16 protein-coding genes are annotated in these 13,622 nt (G+C 63.1%); 14 read left to right on the top strand and 2 right to left on the bottom strand.

Annotated features, from left to right (window positions below; all coding sequences use genetic code 11):
• Positions 1 to 674: transposase (locus HZB53_08400; GenBank protein MBI5877655.1), on the bottom strand; the 674-nt coding region annotated here is incomplete at its 3' end.
• A gap of 175 nt (positions 675 to 849) precedes the next feature.
• On the opposite strand from HZB53_08400, the gene HZB53_08395 reads away from it, so the two are divergent.
• From HZB53_08395 to HZB53_08330, 14 genes are all read left to right on the top strand, one after another.
• Positions 850 to 1,410, top strand: a complete 561-nt coding sequence (locus HZB53_08395) for a dihydrofolate reductase family protein (protein MBI5877654.1) — start codon at positions 850 to 852, stop codon at positions 1,408 to 1,410.
• A 623-nt stretch (positions 1,411 to 2,033) separates the two neighbouring features.
• The gene (locus HZB53_08390) at positions 2,034 to 2,708 is read left to right on the top strand and encodes a DMT family transporter (protein MBI5877653.1); all 675 of its coding nucleotides are present in this window, start codon (positions 2,034 to 2,036) and stop codon (positions 2,706 to 2,708) included.
• Positions 2,709 to 3,020: 312 nt separating this feature from the next.
• Positions 3,021 to 3,383 carry an NADH-quinone oxidoreductase subunit A gene (gene ndhC, locus HZB53_08385; protein ID MBI5877652.1) on the top strand — a complete coding sequence of 121 codons (363 nt, stop codon included), beginning with the start codon at positions 3,021 to 3,023 and terminating at the stop codon, positions 3,381 to 3,383.
• A 6-nt stretch (positions 3,384 to 3,389) separates the two neighbouring features.
• Positions 3,390 to 3,956, top strand: a complete 567-nt coding sequence (locus HZB53_08380; GenBank protein MBI5877651.1) for an NADH-quinone oxidoreductase subunit C — start codon at positions 3,390 to 3,392, stop codon at positions 3,954 to 3,956.
• Positions 3,957 to 3,975: 19 nt separating this feature from the next.
• Complete coding sequence (gene nuoD, locus HZB53_08375; protein MBI5877650.1) at positions 3,976 to 5,211, top strand: NADH dehydrogenase (quinone) subunit D; 1,236 nt, start codon at positions 3,976 to 3,978, stop codon at positions 5,209 to 5,211.
• Positions 5,212 to 5,224: 13 nt separating this feature from the next.
• Positions 5,225 to 6,238, top strand: coding sequence for an NADH-quinone oxidoreductase subunit NuoH (gene nuoH / locus HZB53_08370; protein MBI5877649.1), 1,014 nt, complete (start codon positions 5,225 to 5,227; stop codon positions 6,236 to 6,238).
• The gene (locus HZB53_08365) at positions 6,235 to 6,666 is read left to right on the top strand and encodes an HIT domain-containing protein (GenBank protein MBI5877648.1); all 432 of its coding nucleotides are present in this window, start codon (positions 6,235 to 6,237) and stop codon (positions 6,664 to 6,666) included. The genes nuoH and HZB53_08365 overlap by 4 nt, the downstream gene beginning before the upstream one ends.
• Before the next feature lie 5 nt (positions 6,667 to 6,671).
• Complete coding sequence (locus HZB53_08360) at positions 6,672 to 7,187, top strand: NADH-quinone oxidoreductase subunit J (protein MBI5877647.1); 516 nt, start codon at positions 6,672 to 6,674, stop codon at positions 7,185 to 7,187.
• A gap of 15 nt (positions 7,188 to 7,202) precedes the next feature.
• The gene (gene nuoK / locus HZB53_08355) at positions 7,203 to 7,505 is read left to right on the top strand and encodes an NADH-quinone oxidoreductase subunit NuoK (GenBank protein MBI5877646.1); all 303 of its coding nucleotides are present in this window, start codon (positions 7,203 to 7,205) and stop codon (positions 7,503 to 7,505) included.
• Between the two features lie 34 nt (positions 7,506 to 7,539).
• Complete coding sequence (gene nuoL / locus HZB53_08350; protein MBI5877645.1) at positions 7,540 to 9,432, top strand: NADH-quinone oxidoreductase subunit L; 1,893 nt, start codon at positions 7,540 to 7,542, stop codon at positions 9,430 to 9,432.
• Between the two features lie 24 nt (positions 9,433 to 9,456).
• On the top strand, positions 9,457 to 10,935 hold the full coding sequence (locus HZB53_08345) for an NADH-quinone oxidoreductase subunit N (protein MBI5877644.1): 1,479 nt from the start codon (positions 9,457 to 9,459) through the stop codon (positions 10,933 to 10,935).
• A 281-nt stretch (positions 10,936 to 11,216) separates the two neighbouring features.
• Positions 11,217 to 11,801, top strand: a complete 585-nt coding sequence (locus tag HZB53_08340) for a hypothetical protein (GenBank protein ID MBI5877643.1) — start codon at positions 11,217 to 11,219, stop codon at positions 11,799 to 11,801.
• A 149-nt stretch (positions 11,802 to 11,950) separates the two neighbouring features.
• Positions 11,951 to 12,685 (top strand): hypothetical protein, encoded by a 735-nt coding sequence (locus HZB53_08335; GenBank protein ID MBI5877642.1) that lies wholly within the window; start codon positions 11,951 to 11,953, stop codon positions 12,683 to 12,685.
• A gap of 43 nt (positions 12,686 to 12,728) precedes the next feature.
• On the top strand, positions 12,729 to 13,163 hold the full coding sequence (locus tag HZB53_08330) for a helix-turn-helix domain-containing protein (protein MBI5877641.1): 435 nt from the start codon (positions 12,729 to 12,731) through the stop codon (positions 13,161 to 13,163).
• On the opposite strand, the gene HZB53_08325 is transcribed toward HZB53_08330, so the two are convergent.
• Positions 13,124 to 13,622 (bottom strand): transposase (locus HZB53_08325; protein ID MBI5877640.1); only part of this gene is annotated, 499 nt, incomplete at its 5' end. The two genes, HZB53_08330 and HZB53_08325, sit on opposite strands and share 40 nt — an antisense overlap.

Below are 13,622 nucleotides of genomic sequence, written 5' to 3'. Positions count from 1 at the left end.
TCCATCCGGAAACGCACCACCATTTTAATCGGGTTGGCCAGTTGCGTCAGCCGCCACAGAAACGCAATCGACGCATAGCTGTTATCGCCCACAAACACCCGTGCGCGTGCCGGCAGCCAACGACGCACTTGCAGCAAGGCCCGGCGCATCCAATCGAGCATGGTTTTGTACGCCCGCGCTTTGTCGGCATAGAACCGTTCCGACGGAGCCAGCATCGTCAGGAACGGCAAGGCCCAAATACGCTGGGCAAACGGAATCGGACTCAGCAGCATCACAGTGATCCAGCGCAGACCGCTGGTCTTGACGAAATGACTGCGACTCGAACGCACCGGATCCCGATAGATGCCTTTGACGTTGATCTGCGCACCGCGCCGGCGCTCAATGGTTTCATCGCCGCCCATGATGATGGGGCCGTCGGGCACAAAGACGCGCACCAACAACTGCAAGAGCGTCTGGGCGAGTGCGTGGCAGGACCAGACCGCCCGGCTCAGTACGCGATGGTAGTTCTGAAAATGCTGCTCATCACTCCGGCCCATGATGCGCAGGGCCGCGCACACCGTGCGCTGGCCGCGCGCCAGAATGGTTCCGGTCAGCAGCACCTGTGCGTGTTTCCATACGCGGGCATCGAAATGTACGGCGAACAACGCTAGCAGCGTGTTATAATCGTTTGGCAAGGTAAGCCTCGGTCCAAGAATTCTCTCCAGAACTCTTGATCAGCTTACCTTGTGTCATTTCAACGCGCAACAATGGACAAAGTCCAGCTTAGGGTATTGCCAGTCTAGAACATATGTTATACTGAAAGCTGGCAGGATAGTTGGAGACTATTTAATTTAATGAAAGGGAAAATGCATGGCTAAGCTGATCTACTTGATGAATACATCGCTGGACGGTTATGTCGAAGACGAGCAAGGCGGCTTCGGTTGGACCGCCCCCGATAAGGAGGTGAACGGCTACATTAACGATCTCACGTCGTTAGTCGGCACCTATCTCTACGGACGGAAGATGTACGACGCAATGGTGTACTGGGAGACAGGGTACACAGCCCACGATCTACCGCAGTTTCTGCTCGACTGGGCGAGGCAGTGGCAGGCAGCCGAGAAGATTGTCTACTCCAGGACCCTGGACGAGCCGCGCACTGCGCGGACGCGGATTGAGCGCGACTTCGATCCCGATGCGGTTCGGCGGCTCAAGACCGATGCCGTGCGCGACATGACTGTCAACGGTCCCGATCTCGCCGCGCACGCGCTTAGAGCCGGTCTTGTCGATGAGGTCCAAATGTTCGTTCATCCCGTCATCGTCGGAGGCGGAAAACGGTTCTTCCCGGATGGCGTGCGATCGGACCTGGAGCTGATCGAAGAGCGAGCGTTCCGCAACGGAGTAATCGCTGTGCGGTACGCTGTTCGCGGCTGAACAACACCTGGAGAGAAACTTTAACCCTCTACCAATTTAGGGTATTGCCAACCTTCATGCCTTTTCTCCATTTTGCCCCTCGAGAGCTTTTGCCCGGCAAGAGAACTTAAACCCTTCTCACAAGCTTACAAAAACTTGTAAGCGTTTTGCTTGCTTTCTCTCCAAGTATCGACTAAATTCGTAGAGCATGCGTGCGACAAAGCCCGCTCACAGAAACCTGTGGAATTCCGGGTTGAAATCGACCCAAGCAGTGTCTAGTATTGCAGAACATACGTGCGCATCCGCGCACAGCAGATGAATAATGCATCGGCTTTTGCCTGTGTGGTCATCCTGCCGTCATCGAAAGGAGGTGTCAATCTAGCAAAGGAGATGCTGTGAAGAGAGCGGTCAAAGAGTCCAATTTTCAACTTGACAGTCTGAAAAACCAGCCTCAGTAGATCCAATTTTCATGGTCTGGGAGCGACAGTAGCGGTGATGGTGTTGAGCGAGCCGTAGTCGCGTTCGAGAGCGCGCCGGATGAAGCTGAGAAAGCGCCGCAGTTGGAACCGTTTGGTGTCGAGTAGGCGGCGGCCACGGCATCGTTGGCCGGGCGGCCGCGCTTCGCCCCGCGCGACCGGGCGCCGATGGCCCTGCTCGGCGTCGCGCAGTTCGGTGTGGTAGTCGGCCTGCTCAACTACGCCTTGCAGTTCATCCCGTCGGCGCGCGCCGCCCTGCTCTTCGCCACGTTCCCCCTGCTGACCATGCTGATTGAGGCTTTGGCCGGCTACGAGCGCATGACGCTCGTCAAGACGGCCGGCACGCTCGTGGCGATCGGCGGCGTGGCGCTGGCGCTCGGCGACAAGGCGTTGTCGGGCGGCGGCAGCGGCGGCTGGGCCGGGGAGATCGCCGCGCTGTTGAGCGTGCTGACCGGCGCGATCTGCAGCGTGCTCTATCGCCCGTATCTGCGTAAGTACAAGACCGTGTCGGTCAGCGCGTACGCGATGGCGGCGGCCGTGCTCTTTCTGGCCGTCATGGCCGCGCTCGACGGCTCGCTGGGCGCGGGTTGGCCGGTCTTCACGCCGGGCGCGTGGCTGGCCGTGCTCTTCATCGGCGTCAACAGCGGCATCGGCTACTACCTCTGGCTCTGGGCGCTCAGCCGCGCCGCCGCCACCAACGTGACCGTGTTCCTCACGCTCAGCCCGGTGACCGCCGCCGTGCTCGGCGCGCTGCTGCTCGCCGAGCCGCTTCCGCTGGCTACCGTCGCCGGTATTGTCGCCGTTGTCGGCGGGCTCGTGCTGGCCTTGCGGCGTCAAGCGTAGGGCACATGCCATGTGCCTCGCGCCCTGCGCATGCCCCGCATCCGGCGAAGCCGGGCGCATGCAATGCGCCCCTACGCACCGCCCCGCGCACGCCTGCCTCACCCGTTCACCTTGTCATCCCCTCATTCTCCCGCGCCCCGGCACCTGACACCTGAAACCCGACCCCTGATTCGCGCTTGAAACTCCCCCCCATGCGTGCTACAATGGTGCGCGCCGGAACCGAAGATGGCCTGCGGCCGGCGATGCGCGCATGATTTTGATTTCACTGTCAATTGTGATACGATTCACGCACTCTGCCCGGACGGTTTCCCCATGACCACACTCGCCGACTATGTCCCCATTCTGCTGACCCTGATTGCTGCCAGCGCCGTGGGCATCGGCGGCGTCGCCGTGTCGTGGCTGGTCGGGCCGCGCCGGCCGACCGCGATCAAGAGCGAAACCTACGAATCCGGCATGCAGCCGATCGGCTCGGCGCGCATTCGCTTCCCCGTCAAGTTCTACCTCGTCGCCATGTTGTTCATCATCTTCGACGTCGAGGTCGTGTTCTTCTATCCGCTGGCTGTCGTGTACAAGCTCGCCGCGCCGTACTTCTTCGTCGAGATGCTGATCTTCATCGCAATCCTGCTCGTCGGCTACATCTACATCTGGAAGCAGCGCGTGCTCGACTGGAACTAGCCGCTTATGGATAATGCTACGGTAGTTGAAGCCCTCAAGGCCAGGTTCGGCGACGCGATTCAGCACACGCTGGAGTATCGCGGCGCGCCGATCGTCTGGGTTGCGCCCGATCTCCTCGTCGATGTGGCGACCTGGCTGCGCGACGAGCCGCAGTTCACTTATGCCTTTCTCTCCGACGTGTCGGGCTTGGATCAATTGACCACGCAGGTCGAGCCGCTGCCGAGCGGCCGCGACCCGAACGCGCGCTTCGACAGCCTGCGTTTCGTCGTCAACTACCAACTGCTCTCACACGCGAACAAGCACCGCCTCTGGCTCAAGGTTGGCCTGCCCGCCGACAATCCGACGGTCGCCTCCGTCGTGAGCGTCTGGCCGACCGCCGACTTCCTTGAGCGCGAGGTCTTCGATCTGATGGGCATCATGTTCAGCGGGCACCCGAACCTGAAGCGCATCCTGCTGCCCGACGACTGGGAAGGCTACCCGCTCCGCAAGGACGCGCGCGAGTACCACGAAGAGGTGCAGTTCTCGCACAACTTCGACCGCATCGACCGCCAGAAGAAGTATGCGACGCGCTAGCGCCGCCGACGGACAGACCATGCGTAAACCCTCGATTGACTACATCCCCACGCCGCGCGGCGTGACGCTCGAAGAAGGGCCCGACGAGACGCTGATCCTCAACATGGGTCCGCACCATCCGAGCACGCACGGCGTTCTGCGGCTGGTGCTGGAACTGGACGGTGAGACGGTCGTCAACGCCATGCCGGACGTCGGCTTCCTGCACACCGGCATCGAGAAGACCGCCGAGTCGCTGATGTACCAGCAGGCGTTGACGGTCACCGACCGGATGGACTACCTCTCGCCGCTGTCGAACAACCTGGCGTACACGCTGGCGGTCGAAAAATTGCTCGGCATCGAAGCGCCGCCGCGCGCCACCTGCATCCGCGTCCTGCTGACCGAGCTCCAGCGCATCGCGAGCCACCTGGTCTGGCTCGGCTCACAGGGCATGGACCTCGGCGCGGTCAGCACGTTCCTTTATACCATCCGCGAGCGCGAACTGCTGCTCGACATCTTCGAGTCGGTCTCCGGCGCGCGCATGATGGCCTCGTACTTCTGGATCGGCGGCCTGCTGCGCGACGTGCCACCCTCGTTCGAGGCCGACGTGCAGAAGATCATCGACACGTTCCCGGCCCACTTCGACGAGTATGAGCGCCTGCTGACCGAGAACCCGATCTTCAAGGACCGCACGATCGGCGTCGGCGTGGTCTCGAAGGCCGATGCGATTGCCCTCGGCCTGAGCAGCGCGAACGCGCGCGCCAGCGGCGTGGACTGGGACCTGCGGCGCGACATGCCGTACGCTTCGTATGACACCTATCAGTTCCTGGTGCCGGTGCGGCACAACGGCGATGTCTACGACCGCTACCTCTGCCGCGTGCAGGAACTGCACCAGAGCCTCGGTATCGTCAAGCAGGCGCTGGCGCGCCTCAAGGACATGCAGGGCATGCCGGTGCGGCACAGCGACCGCAAGATCATCCCGCCCCCGCGCGAGGAACTGTCCACCAGCATGGAGGCGTTGATTCATCATTTTAAGTTCTTCACCGAGGGCATCAAGCCGCCGCCTGGCGAGGCCTACCACGCCATCGAAGCGTCCAAGGGCGAACTCGGCGTGTATATCGTCAGCGACGGCACGGCCAGGCCGGTGCGCTGCCATTTCCGCGGGCCGTCGTTCGTCAACTTGCAGGCGCTCGGCCTGATGGTGCGCGGCCGCTACGTGGCCGACGTGGTGGCCTGTATCGCCAGCATCGACATCGTGCTCGGCGAAGTGGACCGTTAGCCGCGAGGACGCCATGCCAGAAGAGTTCCTCATTATCGTCGTCAAACTGGTCGTGATCCTGCTCGTGCTGATCACGGCCGTGGCCTACATCCAGTTCATCGAGCGGCGCGTGCAGGCGTTCATGCAGTCGCGCCTGGGACCCAACCGCGTCGGGCCGTTCGGCCTGATGCAGCCGCTGGCCGACATCCTCAAACTGATCTTCAAGGAAGACTTGACGCCCGCCGGCGCGGATGTGCCGGTCTTCTTCCTCGCGCCGGCCATTGCCGCCATCGTCGGCATCTCGGCGTTCGCCGTGATCCCGTTCGGGCCGTCGCTCAACATCGCCGGCTATCAGGTGAACCTGTACATCGCCGACCTGAACGTTGGCCTGATGTACGTCTTCGCCATGTCGTCGCTCGCCGTCTATGGCATCACGCTCGGCGGCTGGGCGTCCAACAACAAGTATGCGCTGCTCGGCGGCATCCGCTCGTCGGCGCAGATGATCTCGTACGAACTGCCGATGGGCATTGCGCTGGTCAGCGTGCTGCTGGCCGCCGGCTCGCTGAGCCTGGGCGACATCGTCAAGGCGCAGACGAAGCTCTGGTTCATCGTCCTTCAGTTCCCGGCGTTCATCATCTACTTCATCTGCGCAATCGCCGAGACGGGCCGCGCGCCGTTCGACCTGCCGGAAGCGGAGAGCGAACTGATCGCCGGCTACCACACCGAGTACTCCAGCATGAAGTGGGCGCTGTTCTTCCTCGCCGAGTACCTGGCCGTCATGGCGCAGTCGTCGATGGCTGTCACGCTCTTCTTCGGCGGCTGGCAAGGCCCATTCGTCGACCAGTTCCCCGTGCTGGGGCTGGTCTGGTTCGCGCTGAAGGTTTCGGTCTTCGTCTTCATCTTCATGTGGCTGCGCGCGACACTGCCGCGCCTGCGCTACGATCAACTGATGCACCTCGGCTGGAAGACGCTGATGCCGCTGGCGATCGGCTGGCTGGTCATCACGGCCGGCGCGATTGCGTTCCTGCCGCAGTGGTTCGGTCAATGAGCGGCTGCCTCTTCTGCCGCATCGCGGCCGGCGCCGTGCCGTCCAGCATCGTGCATCGCGACGAGCGCGTGCTGGCGTTCATGGATATCAACCAGCCGACGCGCGGGCACGTGCTGGTCGTGCCGCTGGCGCACAGCGTGGATATCCACGACATCCCCGCCGCCGACGCGACGGCCGTGATGGAAGCGGCGCGGCACGTGGCCGGGGCCGTCAAGCGCGCGGTGAGCGCCGACGGCATCCAGTTGTGGCAGTCGAACGGACGCGCCGCGATGCAGGAAATCTTTCACTTTCACATGCACATCTTCGCACGGTTCGAGGACGACGATATCAAGCGGCTCGGCATGCGCGCCGCCGCCAAGTTCCCGCCGCGCCCCGAACTGGACGAGCTGGCCGCGCTGATTCGCCAGCACATGCCCGCCGCCGGGTGACCGCCATGCCTGATCTCGCTTCGCTGCCCTACGAACAGACGATCTTCTACCTCGTCTCGCTGCTGGCCATCGGCGCCGCGCTGGCGATGGTCTGGTCGAAGAACGCCGTGCACGCCGCGCTGTTCATGGTGGCCAACTTCCTGCTGGTCGCCGTGCTCTTCCTGTTGCTGCGCGCGGCCTTCCTGTCCATGATCCAGATCGTCGTGTATGCCGGCGCGATCATGGTGCTCTTCCTGTTCGTGATCATGATGCTGAATGCGGAGAAAGCCGAGCGTCCGCAGGACGTGCTGTTCGGCGTGACGTCGGCCGCGCCGTTGTTCGCCATCGGCCTGCTGGCGCTGCTGGGGTACGTGGTCAGCACGGTCGCGCAGCCCGCGCTCGGTCCCGACGGCCTCGCCTTCGCCGGCATCCAGACGATCGGCGCCGAACTGTTTACCAAATACGCCTACCCGTTTGAGATCACCTCGGTGCTGCTGCTGGTCGCCATGATCGGCGCCGTCGTGCTCGCCAAGCGCAAATAGTTCCACAGGCCCGCCATGATCCCGCTTTCTCACTATCTGATCGTCTCGGCCGCCCTGTTCACGATCGGCGTGCTCGGCGTGCTCGTGCGCCGCAACGTGATCCTGATCTTCATGTCGATCGAGCTGATGCTGAACGCGGTCAATCTCTCGTTCGTCGCCTTTGCCGCGTACCGCAACGCCGTGGATGGTCAGGTCTTCGTGTTCTTCGTGATTACCGTGGCGGCCGCCGAAGTGGCGGTCGGCCTGGCCATCCTGGTCTACCTGTTCTACCAGCGGCTCACGACCGAGGTGGACGACATCAATCAACTTTCGGGCTGATGCGGCGGCCGTCGCGCCAGCAGGCAACTTACCCATGATCCAGTTGATCCCTCTTGCCATCGCGTTCCCGGCGTTCGGGGCGCTCGTCAATGCCTTCACCGGCCGGCGCGCGCTGGCCCGCTGGGTGGGTCCCGGCGCGGTCGGCGCGGCGTTTGTCGTCGCCTTGGTGGTGCTGTCCGGCTACCTCGGTGCCGCGCGCAACGAAGCAGCCGTGATCGTGCCGCTCTGGCGCTGGATGCCGCTGCCCGGCCTGGACGTCAACTTCGCCATCCGGGTGGACCCGCTGTCGCTGGTGATGACCTGTGTCGTGACCGGCGTCGGCTTCCTGATCCACGTCTACTCGACCGGCTACATGGCCGAGGACGAGCGCTTCTCCCGCTTCTTCTTCTACCTGAACCTGTTCATCACGGCGATGTTGGTGCTGGTACTGGCCGACAACTACGTGATGATGTTCCTTGGCTGGGAAGGCGTCGGCCTCTGCTCGTACCTGCTGATCGGCTTCTGGTTCTTCAAGCCGGAAGCGGCCAACGCAGCCAAGAAGGCGTTCATCGTCAACCGCATCGGCGACTTTGCGTTCACCATCGCCGTGCTCTGGATCTTCTTCTTGTTCGGCACCGGCGATTTCGAGCACGTCTTCGCTGCGGCAGAAAAGGCGTTCAAGGTCGGCGATCCGACGATCACCTGGATCACGCTGCTGCTCTTCCTCGGCGCGGCCGGCAAGTCGGCACAGTTGCCGCTGTTCGTCTGGCTGCCCGACGCGATGGAAGGCCCCACACCGGTCTCCGCGCTGATCCACGCCGCGACGATGGTCACGGCGGGCGTCTACATGCTGGCGCGCTCGCATGCCCTGCTGGCGCTCGCCCCGCAGACGATGGCGATTGTCGCCACGATTGGCGCGCTGACGGCGTTCTTCGCCGCGACGATCGCGCTGGTCAACAGCGACTTCAAGCGCGTGCTGGCCTATTCGACGATCTCCCAACTCGGCTACATGTTCCTCGCCATCGGCGTCGGCGCGTTCAGCGCCGGCATCTTTCACCTGACGACGCACGCCTTCTTCAAGGCGTTGATGTTCCTCGGCGCGGGCAGCGTCATGCATGGCCTGCACAACGAGACGAACATCTTCCGCATGGGCAACCTGCGCAAGACCATGCCGATCACCGCGTGGACGTTCATCCTGTTCGGCGCGCCCGCGCTGGCAGGCGTCTGGCCGTGGGCCGGCGCGCTCAGCAAGGAAGAGATCCTCAATGAAGCGTTCGTCAACGGCTTTCCGCTGCTCTGGGCGCTCGGCCTGCTGACCGCGCTGATGACCGCTTTCTACGTCACACGCCTGACCGTGCTCGCATTCTTCGGTGCAGAGCGCTTCGACACGCATCATGTCCACCCGCACGAGTCGCCGCTCTCGATGACCGTGCCGCTGATGGTGCTGGCGGCGCTGTCGCTGGTCGGCGGCATCGCGCTCAACGGGCTGGGCGACGGGCCGTTCACGCACTTCCTGAAGCCGGTCTTTGAGGCTGGCGGCCGCGGCGAAGCGGCCGTGGCGATGCCGGGCTGGCTGAACATCGCGTCGCTGGTCGTCGCAGTGGCCGGCATTCTGCTGGGGATCGTCGTGTACGTCTGGCGCAAGGGCCTGGCCGAGCAGTTGACGGCCGCAATGCGCCCGCTCTACACCTTCCTCGTCAACAAGTGGTACGTGGACGAGTTGTACCATGTGCTGATCGTCGCGCCGTCGCTCTGGCTGGCCGATTTCGCCTTCCAGGCGATCGACCGTGCCGTGATCGACAACGGCCTGGTGAGCGGCGCGGCCGCCCTGGCGTCCGCCGCCGCGCGCGGCGCGCGCCGCCTGCAGACCGGCTACGCGCGATCCTATGCCTTTATGACGTTGGTCGGCGCGCTGCTCCTGATGCTGTTCTTCCTGTTCCGCATGTAACCGCGCCGGCGACCTGGATGCGCTATGCCACTCACCCTACCCACGCTTGACCTGACCATCATCCTGCCGATCGTCGTGCTGACGATTACGGCGCTGGTCGTGCTGCTGCTCGACCAGTTCGTGTCGGACGAGGGGCGCGCCTGGAACGCCTACGCCGCGCTGGCGGGCGTGGTCCTCTCCGCGCTGTCCGCCATCGTCCTGCAGTCGGGCCGCAGCGGCACGACGCTGGCCGGCATGGCCGTGCTCGATGGCTTCGGCCTCGTGATCGAGCTGCTTCTGCTCGGCATCGCCGCGCTGACGATCCTGTTCTCGATGGCGTATTTGCGCCAGCAGAACATCAACCGCGGCGAGTACTACGTGCTGACCCTGTTCGTGACCGTGGGCGGCATGGTCATGGCGACCAGCAGCGACCTGATTACGATCTTCCTCGGATTGGAACTGCTCTCGCTGGCGCTGTACATCCTGGCGGCGTTCAACCGCGCGCGCCCCGAGAGCGCGGAAGCCGGCATGAAGTACCTGCTGCTCGGCGGTTTCGCCTCGGCGTTCCTGCTGTACGGCATCGCGCTGACGTTCGGCGCGGCCGGCACGACGAGCCTGCCGGAGATCGCCAAACACTTCAAGGCGGCCGGTACGACCGACCTGCTGGCGCTGGCCGGCATCGCGCTGCTGCTAGTCGGCTTCGGATTCAAGATCGCGGCCGCGCCGTTCCATGCCTGGGTGCCGGATGTATACGAGGGCGCCCCGACCGCCGCCACGGCGTTCATGAGCTCGGCCGCCAAGGTGGCCGGCTTCGCGGCGCTGATTCGCGTGCTGTACATCGCCTTCCCCGCGCCGGGCCTGCTGGCCGCGTGGGGTACGGCGCTGGCCGTGCTGGCCGCGCTGACTATGACGATCGGCAACCTCGGCGCGCTGATGCAGGACAACATCAAGCGCATGCTGGCCTACTCCGGCATCGCGCACGCGGGCTACATCCTGGTCGCGCTGGCGACCGGCTCGCAGGGCATCACCACCCAGCAGGTGGGCGGGCTGGAAGCCGCGGTCTTCTACCTGGTCGCCTACTCGCTGATGAATCTCGGCGCGTGGATGGTCGTGCTGGCGCTCGGGCGCGACGGCAAGGAAAACCTGTCCATTTCGGACTTCGCGGGGCTGGCCAGTCGCCGCCCGGCGCTCGCCGCGGCGATGCTGCTGTTCCTGCTCTCGCTGGCCGGCATCCCGCCGACCGCCGGCCTGATGGGCAAGTGGCTGGTCTTCTCGTCCGCCGTCGGGCAGGGCCTGCTCTGGCTGGCGGTCATCGGCGTGCTGAACAGTGTCATCTCGATCGGCTACTACCTGCGGGTGGTCATGCTTATGTACACGAAGCCCGCCGACGAAACCGTGCAGATCGGCTCGCCGTCCGGCGCGCTGCAAGTTGCCATCGTCGTCGCGGCGGTGGGTGTTCTGGTGCTCGGCGTGCTGCCCGGCCCGGTCATCAGTTGGGTGCAGACGGTTGGCTTCCTCAGGTAGCCGCCTGCCATCGACAACGCGTCACCAAGCCCTGCCCACGCGGCAGGGCTTTCTGCTATCCACGAATAACGCGAACGAACCTTACCGCAGAGATCGCAGAGCACGCAGAGACAAACACAAGGTTCCGCCAATAACGCGAATCGACGCGAATATAACCTTGCCACGAAAGCGCACGAAGGAACACCAAGAAAAGGCTAACCGCAGAGCACACGGAGAACGCAGAGATTATCCGGTTTCTCTCTGCGTGCTCTGCGCTCTCTGCGGTTAAATAGAGGTTCTCCATGATCGACGACATTCGCAGCCGCATCAACCTCTACATCTCCGCCGCGCCGGGCCTCTCCCGCGAGCGCGGCGTGCTCGGCCACGCCGTCACCACGATCCCGACCACGCTCGGCTGGGCAGTGACGTTCACGCCCGGCCCCGGCGAGCCGCTCGATGCTGCCGCCGTCGCGCGCGCCGATGCGCATATCCTCGTGCTCGGCGAAGACATCACCGCGCCGGTCGGGCTCGAATGGCAGATCGCGCGGCGCGCCGGCCGCCTGCCCGCGCTCTTTCGCCGCGAGATGCTGCACACGCCCGCCGCCGACGCCTTCGCCCGCGACGTGACGCAGTACGCCGACTGGCGGCCCTACCGCGACGCCGCCGACCTGCGGCGCATAGCGCTCGGCTGGCTCGGCAAACACCTGCTCGACCGCGCCACGCGCTACGCGCTCAACCCCGACGAACAGGAAAAACTGCGCGCCTGGTTGGCCGAACTGGAGAGCGCGCCCGCCCCCGGCGCCGAATCTGTGCGCGAGACGTCGCACAGTGGCATCGTCCTCTCGCCGGAACGCTATGTGCCGGGCGAGGGGAAGATCATCAAGTGAACGTGAGCGGTAATTGGAGAGTATCGTTGTAAAGCGCAAATACGATGTGGCGAAAACGCAAAACGGATTGACAGACTGCTAAACTAGATCTTATACTACTAACCATTCTTGGCAGAAGAATCGTGTCCTTGGCCTCAATGAGGTGTGGAATGGCTGGCAAAGACTTTGTGGCAGAAACGAACCGTGCTCGCAGACGAGTTTGCATTTTTTGTGGAAGAAAGCCAGGGACCAAGACGAACGAACATGTTATCCCTCGGTGGCTCATTAGCATGACGGGTGATCCTAAGCGCCCAATCAATGTTGGCCCCTTCATGAGCCAGCAAGAGCCTTTTGGGAAGTTCGCGTTTGACCAGTTTAAGTTCCCCGCCTGCGATAATTGCAATGCGTCATTTGCTAAGCTCGAAATTCGGGCAAAGCCTATTGTGGAGAAATTGCTGGCGCTGAACGGGGTCTCAACTGTCGACTTTGATATCCTGCTTGACTGGTTCGACAAAATAAGGATTGGTTTGTGGCTAGGTTTTCACCAATATCTTGATCAAAACTTTTGGCAGATCGTTCCAAATTTCTACATTGCTGCAAGAATCGGAATGGCAGATAGGGCTCTTCTAATATATAGAACTAAAGGTGCCCAGCGGGGAGTGAGTTTTCTTGGGGTCGGAACACCGGCATTTGCTCATTCGCCTTCATGTTTTACACTCGTCGTCAACGATCTCGTTATTGTAAATGCCTCAACAGATTTCTTATTGGCACGCCAAGTGGGTCTGCCATACCCCCGGTCTATGTTTGTCAAAGGCGATAACAGTCTTGTTATACAATCGCCGTTGGAGCCGGGGACCAAAGAGATCAGGTATCCTGTGTTGGGCTATAATACTGTTTCAGACTGATAATGTCCTATAATAGACGGCATCACGTGTCGAGGTGACGCACATGCCGACCAATTATCTGGTGGCGATCCACGAGTCCGTCGAACAACTAGCCGCCCGTGAAAAAGCCCTGCGCGGCCAGCCCGCCGCGCTACGCGTGCATGCGCTGCGTTTGCTCAAGCGCGGTCAGGTGCGCAGTCTGGCGACCTGCGCTAGTCAGGTGGGCTACAGCGCCCGCCAACTGCGGCGCTGGTGGCGGCAATATCAGCGCAGCGGTTTGGACGGGCTGCTCACGATCAAGCACGCACCCGGCCAGAAGCCTTACATGACAGCGACTGCCTGGAGCGACCTCGAAACCGAAATGCGGGCCGGTCGGATTGCGCAATTGGCGGACGCCCAACGCTGGCTGCGCGAGCGCCACGGCATTCAGTACACGCTCGGCGGCCTCTGGGGCCAATTTCAGCAGCACGGCATCAAACTCAAGACCGGTCGGCGGTAGCCGTCGGCCGTCAGGGCCAGTCGACGCTTGCCCAAGTGAATCGCCTCCCGGAACAGCGCCTGCAGGTCGCGGGCCCAACGCAAGTGCGGGCACTTTGCGCGCAGGCCTTCCAGATTGCGGATCTGATGCGCCAGGCACAACTGGAACCGCTCGGCCGGTGCGTGCAACTGCGGCGCCCAGCAGTCACAGACCCAGGTGCCAACCCGCGCGTCACCCATGACCGACTCAATCACATCGACCCCGCGACTGGGCCGGATCACGTGCAGGACGGCTCCCGCGGCCCGGAAGACCCATTCCCAGTGGTTGCGTCCATCCACTCGCGCACTGGTCTCGTCGCTGCCGACCACGACACTCTGACGGATCTGCGCCTGGATCGCCGCGACGCGTGGCTGCGCCGCTTGGCCCGCGCGCTGCATGATCGCGGCCTGACCGCCGGCGCTCAGGTCGATGCCGAACAAT

This window comes from Chloroflexota bacterium, assembly GCA_016235055.1.
Classification (GTDB): domain Bacteria; phylum Chloroflexota; class Anaerolineae; order JACRMK01; family JACRMK01; genus JACRMK01.
Note: the sequence above shows the minus strand (reverse complement) of the source record. Positions and strands in the feature narration are given on the sequence as shown.

Coding starts and splice junctions, on each gene's coding strand:
- nuoK (MBI5877646.1), top strand. CDS start 7,203: ATGATCCCGCTTTCTCACTATCTGATCGTCTCGGCCGCCCTGTTCACG.
- nuoL (MBI5877645.1), top strand. CDS start 7,540: ATGATCCAGTTGATCCCTCTTGCCATCGCGTTCCCGGCGTTCGGGGCG.
- nuoD (MBI5877650.1), top strand. CDS start 3,976: ATGCGTAAACCCTCGATTGACTACATCCCCACGCCGCGCGGCGTGACG.
- HZB53_08380 (MBI5877651.1), top strand. CDS start 3,390: ATGGATAATGCTACGGTAGTTGAAGCCCTCAAGGCCAGGTTCGGCGAC.
- HZB53_08345 (MBI5877644.1), top strand. CDS start 9,457: ATGCCACTCACCCTACCCACGCTTGACCTGACCATCATCCTGCCGATC.
- HZB53_08340 (MBI5877643.1), top strand. CDS start 11,217: ATGATCGACGACATTCGCAGCCGCATCAACCTCTACATCTCCGCCGCG.
- HZB53_08335 (MBI5877642.1), top strand. CDS start 11,951: ATGGCTGGCAAAGACTTTGTGGCAGAAACGAACCGTGCTCGCAGACGA.
- HZB53_08395 (MBI5877654.1), top strand. CDS start 850: ATGGCTAAGCTGATCTACTTGATGAATACATCGCTGGACGGTTATGTC.
- nuoH (MBI5877649.1), top strand. CDS start 5,225: ATGCCAGAAGAGTTCCTCATTATCGTCGTCAAACTGGTCGTGATCCTG.
- HZB53_08330 (MBI5877641.1), top strand. CDS start 12,729: ATGCCGACCAATTATCTGGTGGCGATCCACGAGTCCGTCGAACAACTA.
- ndhC (MBI5877652.1), top strand. CDS start 3,021: ATGACCACACTCGCCGACTATGTCCCCATTCTGCTGACCCTGATTGCT.
- HZB53_08390 (MBI5877653.1), top strand. CDS start 2,034: ATGGCCCTGCTCGGCGTCGCGCAGTTCGGTGTGGTAGTCGGCCTGCTC.
- HZB53_08360 (MBI5877647.1), top strand. CDS start 6,672: ATGCCTGATCTCGCTTCGCTGCCCTACGAACAGACGATCTTCTACCTC.
- HZB53_08365 (MBI5877648.1), top strand. CDS start 6,235: ATGAGCGGCTGCCTCTTCTGCCGCATCGCGGCCGGCGCCGTGCCGTCC.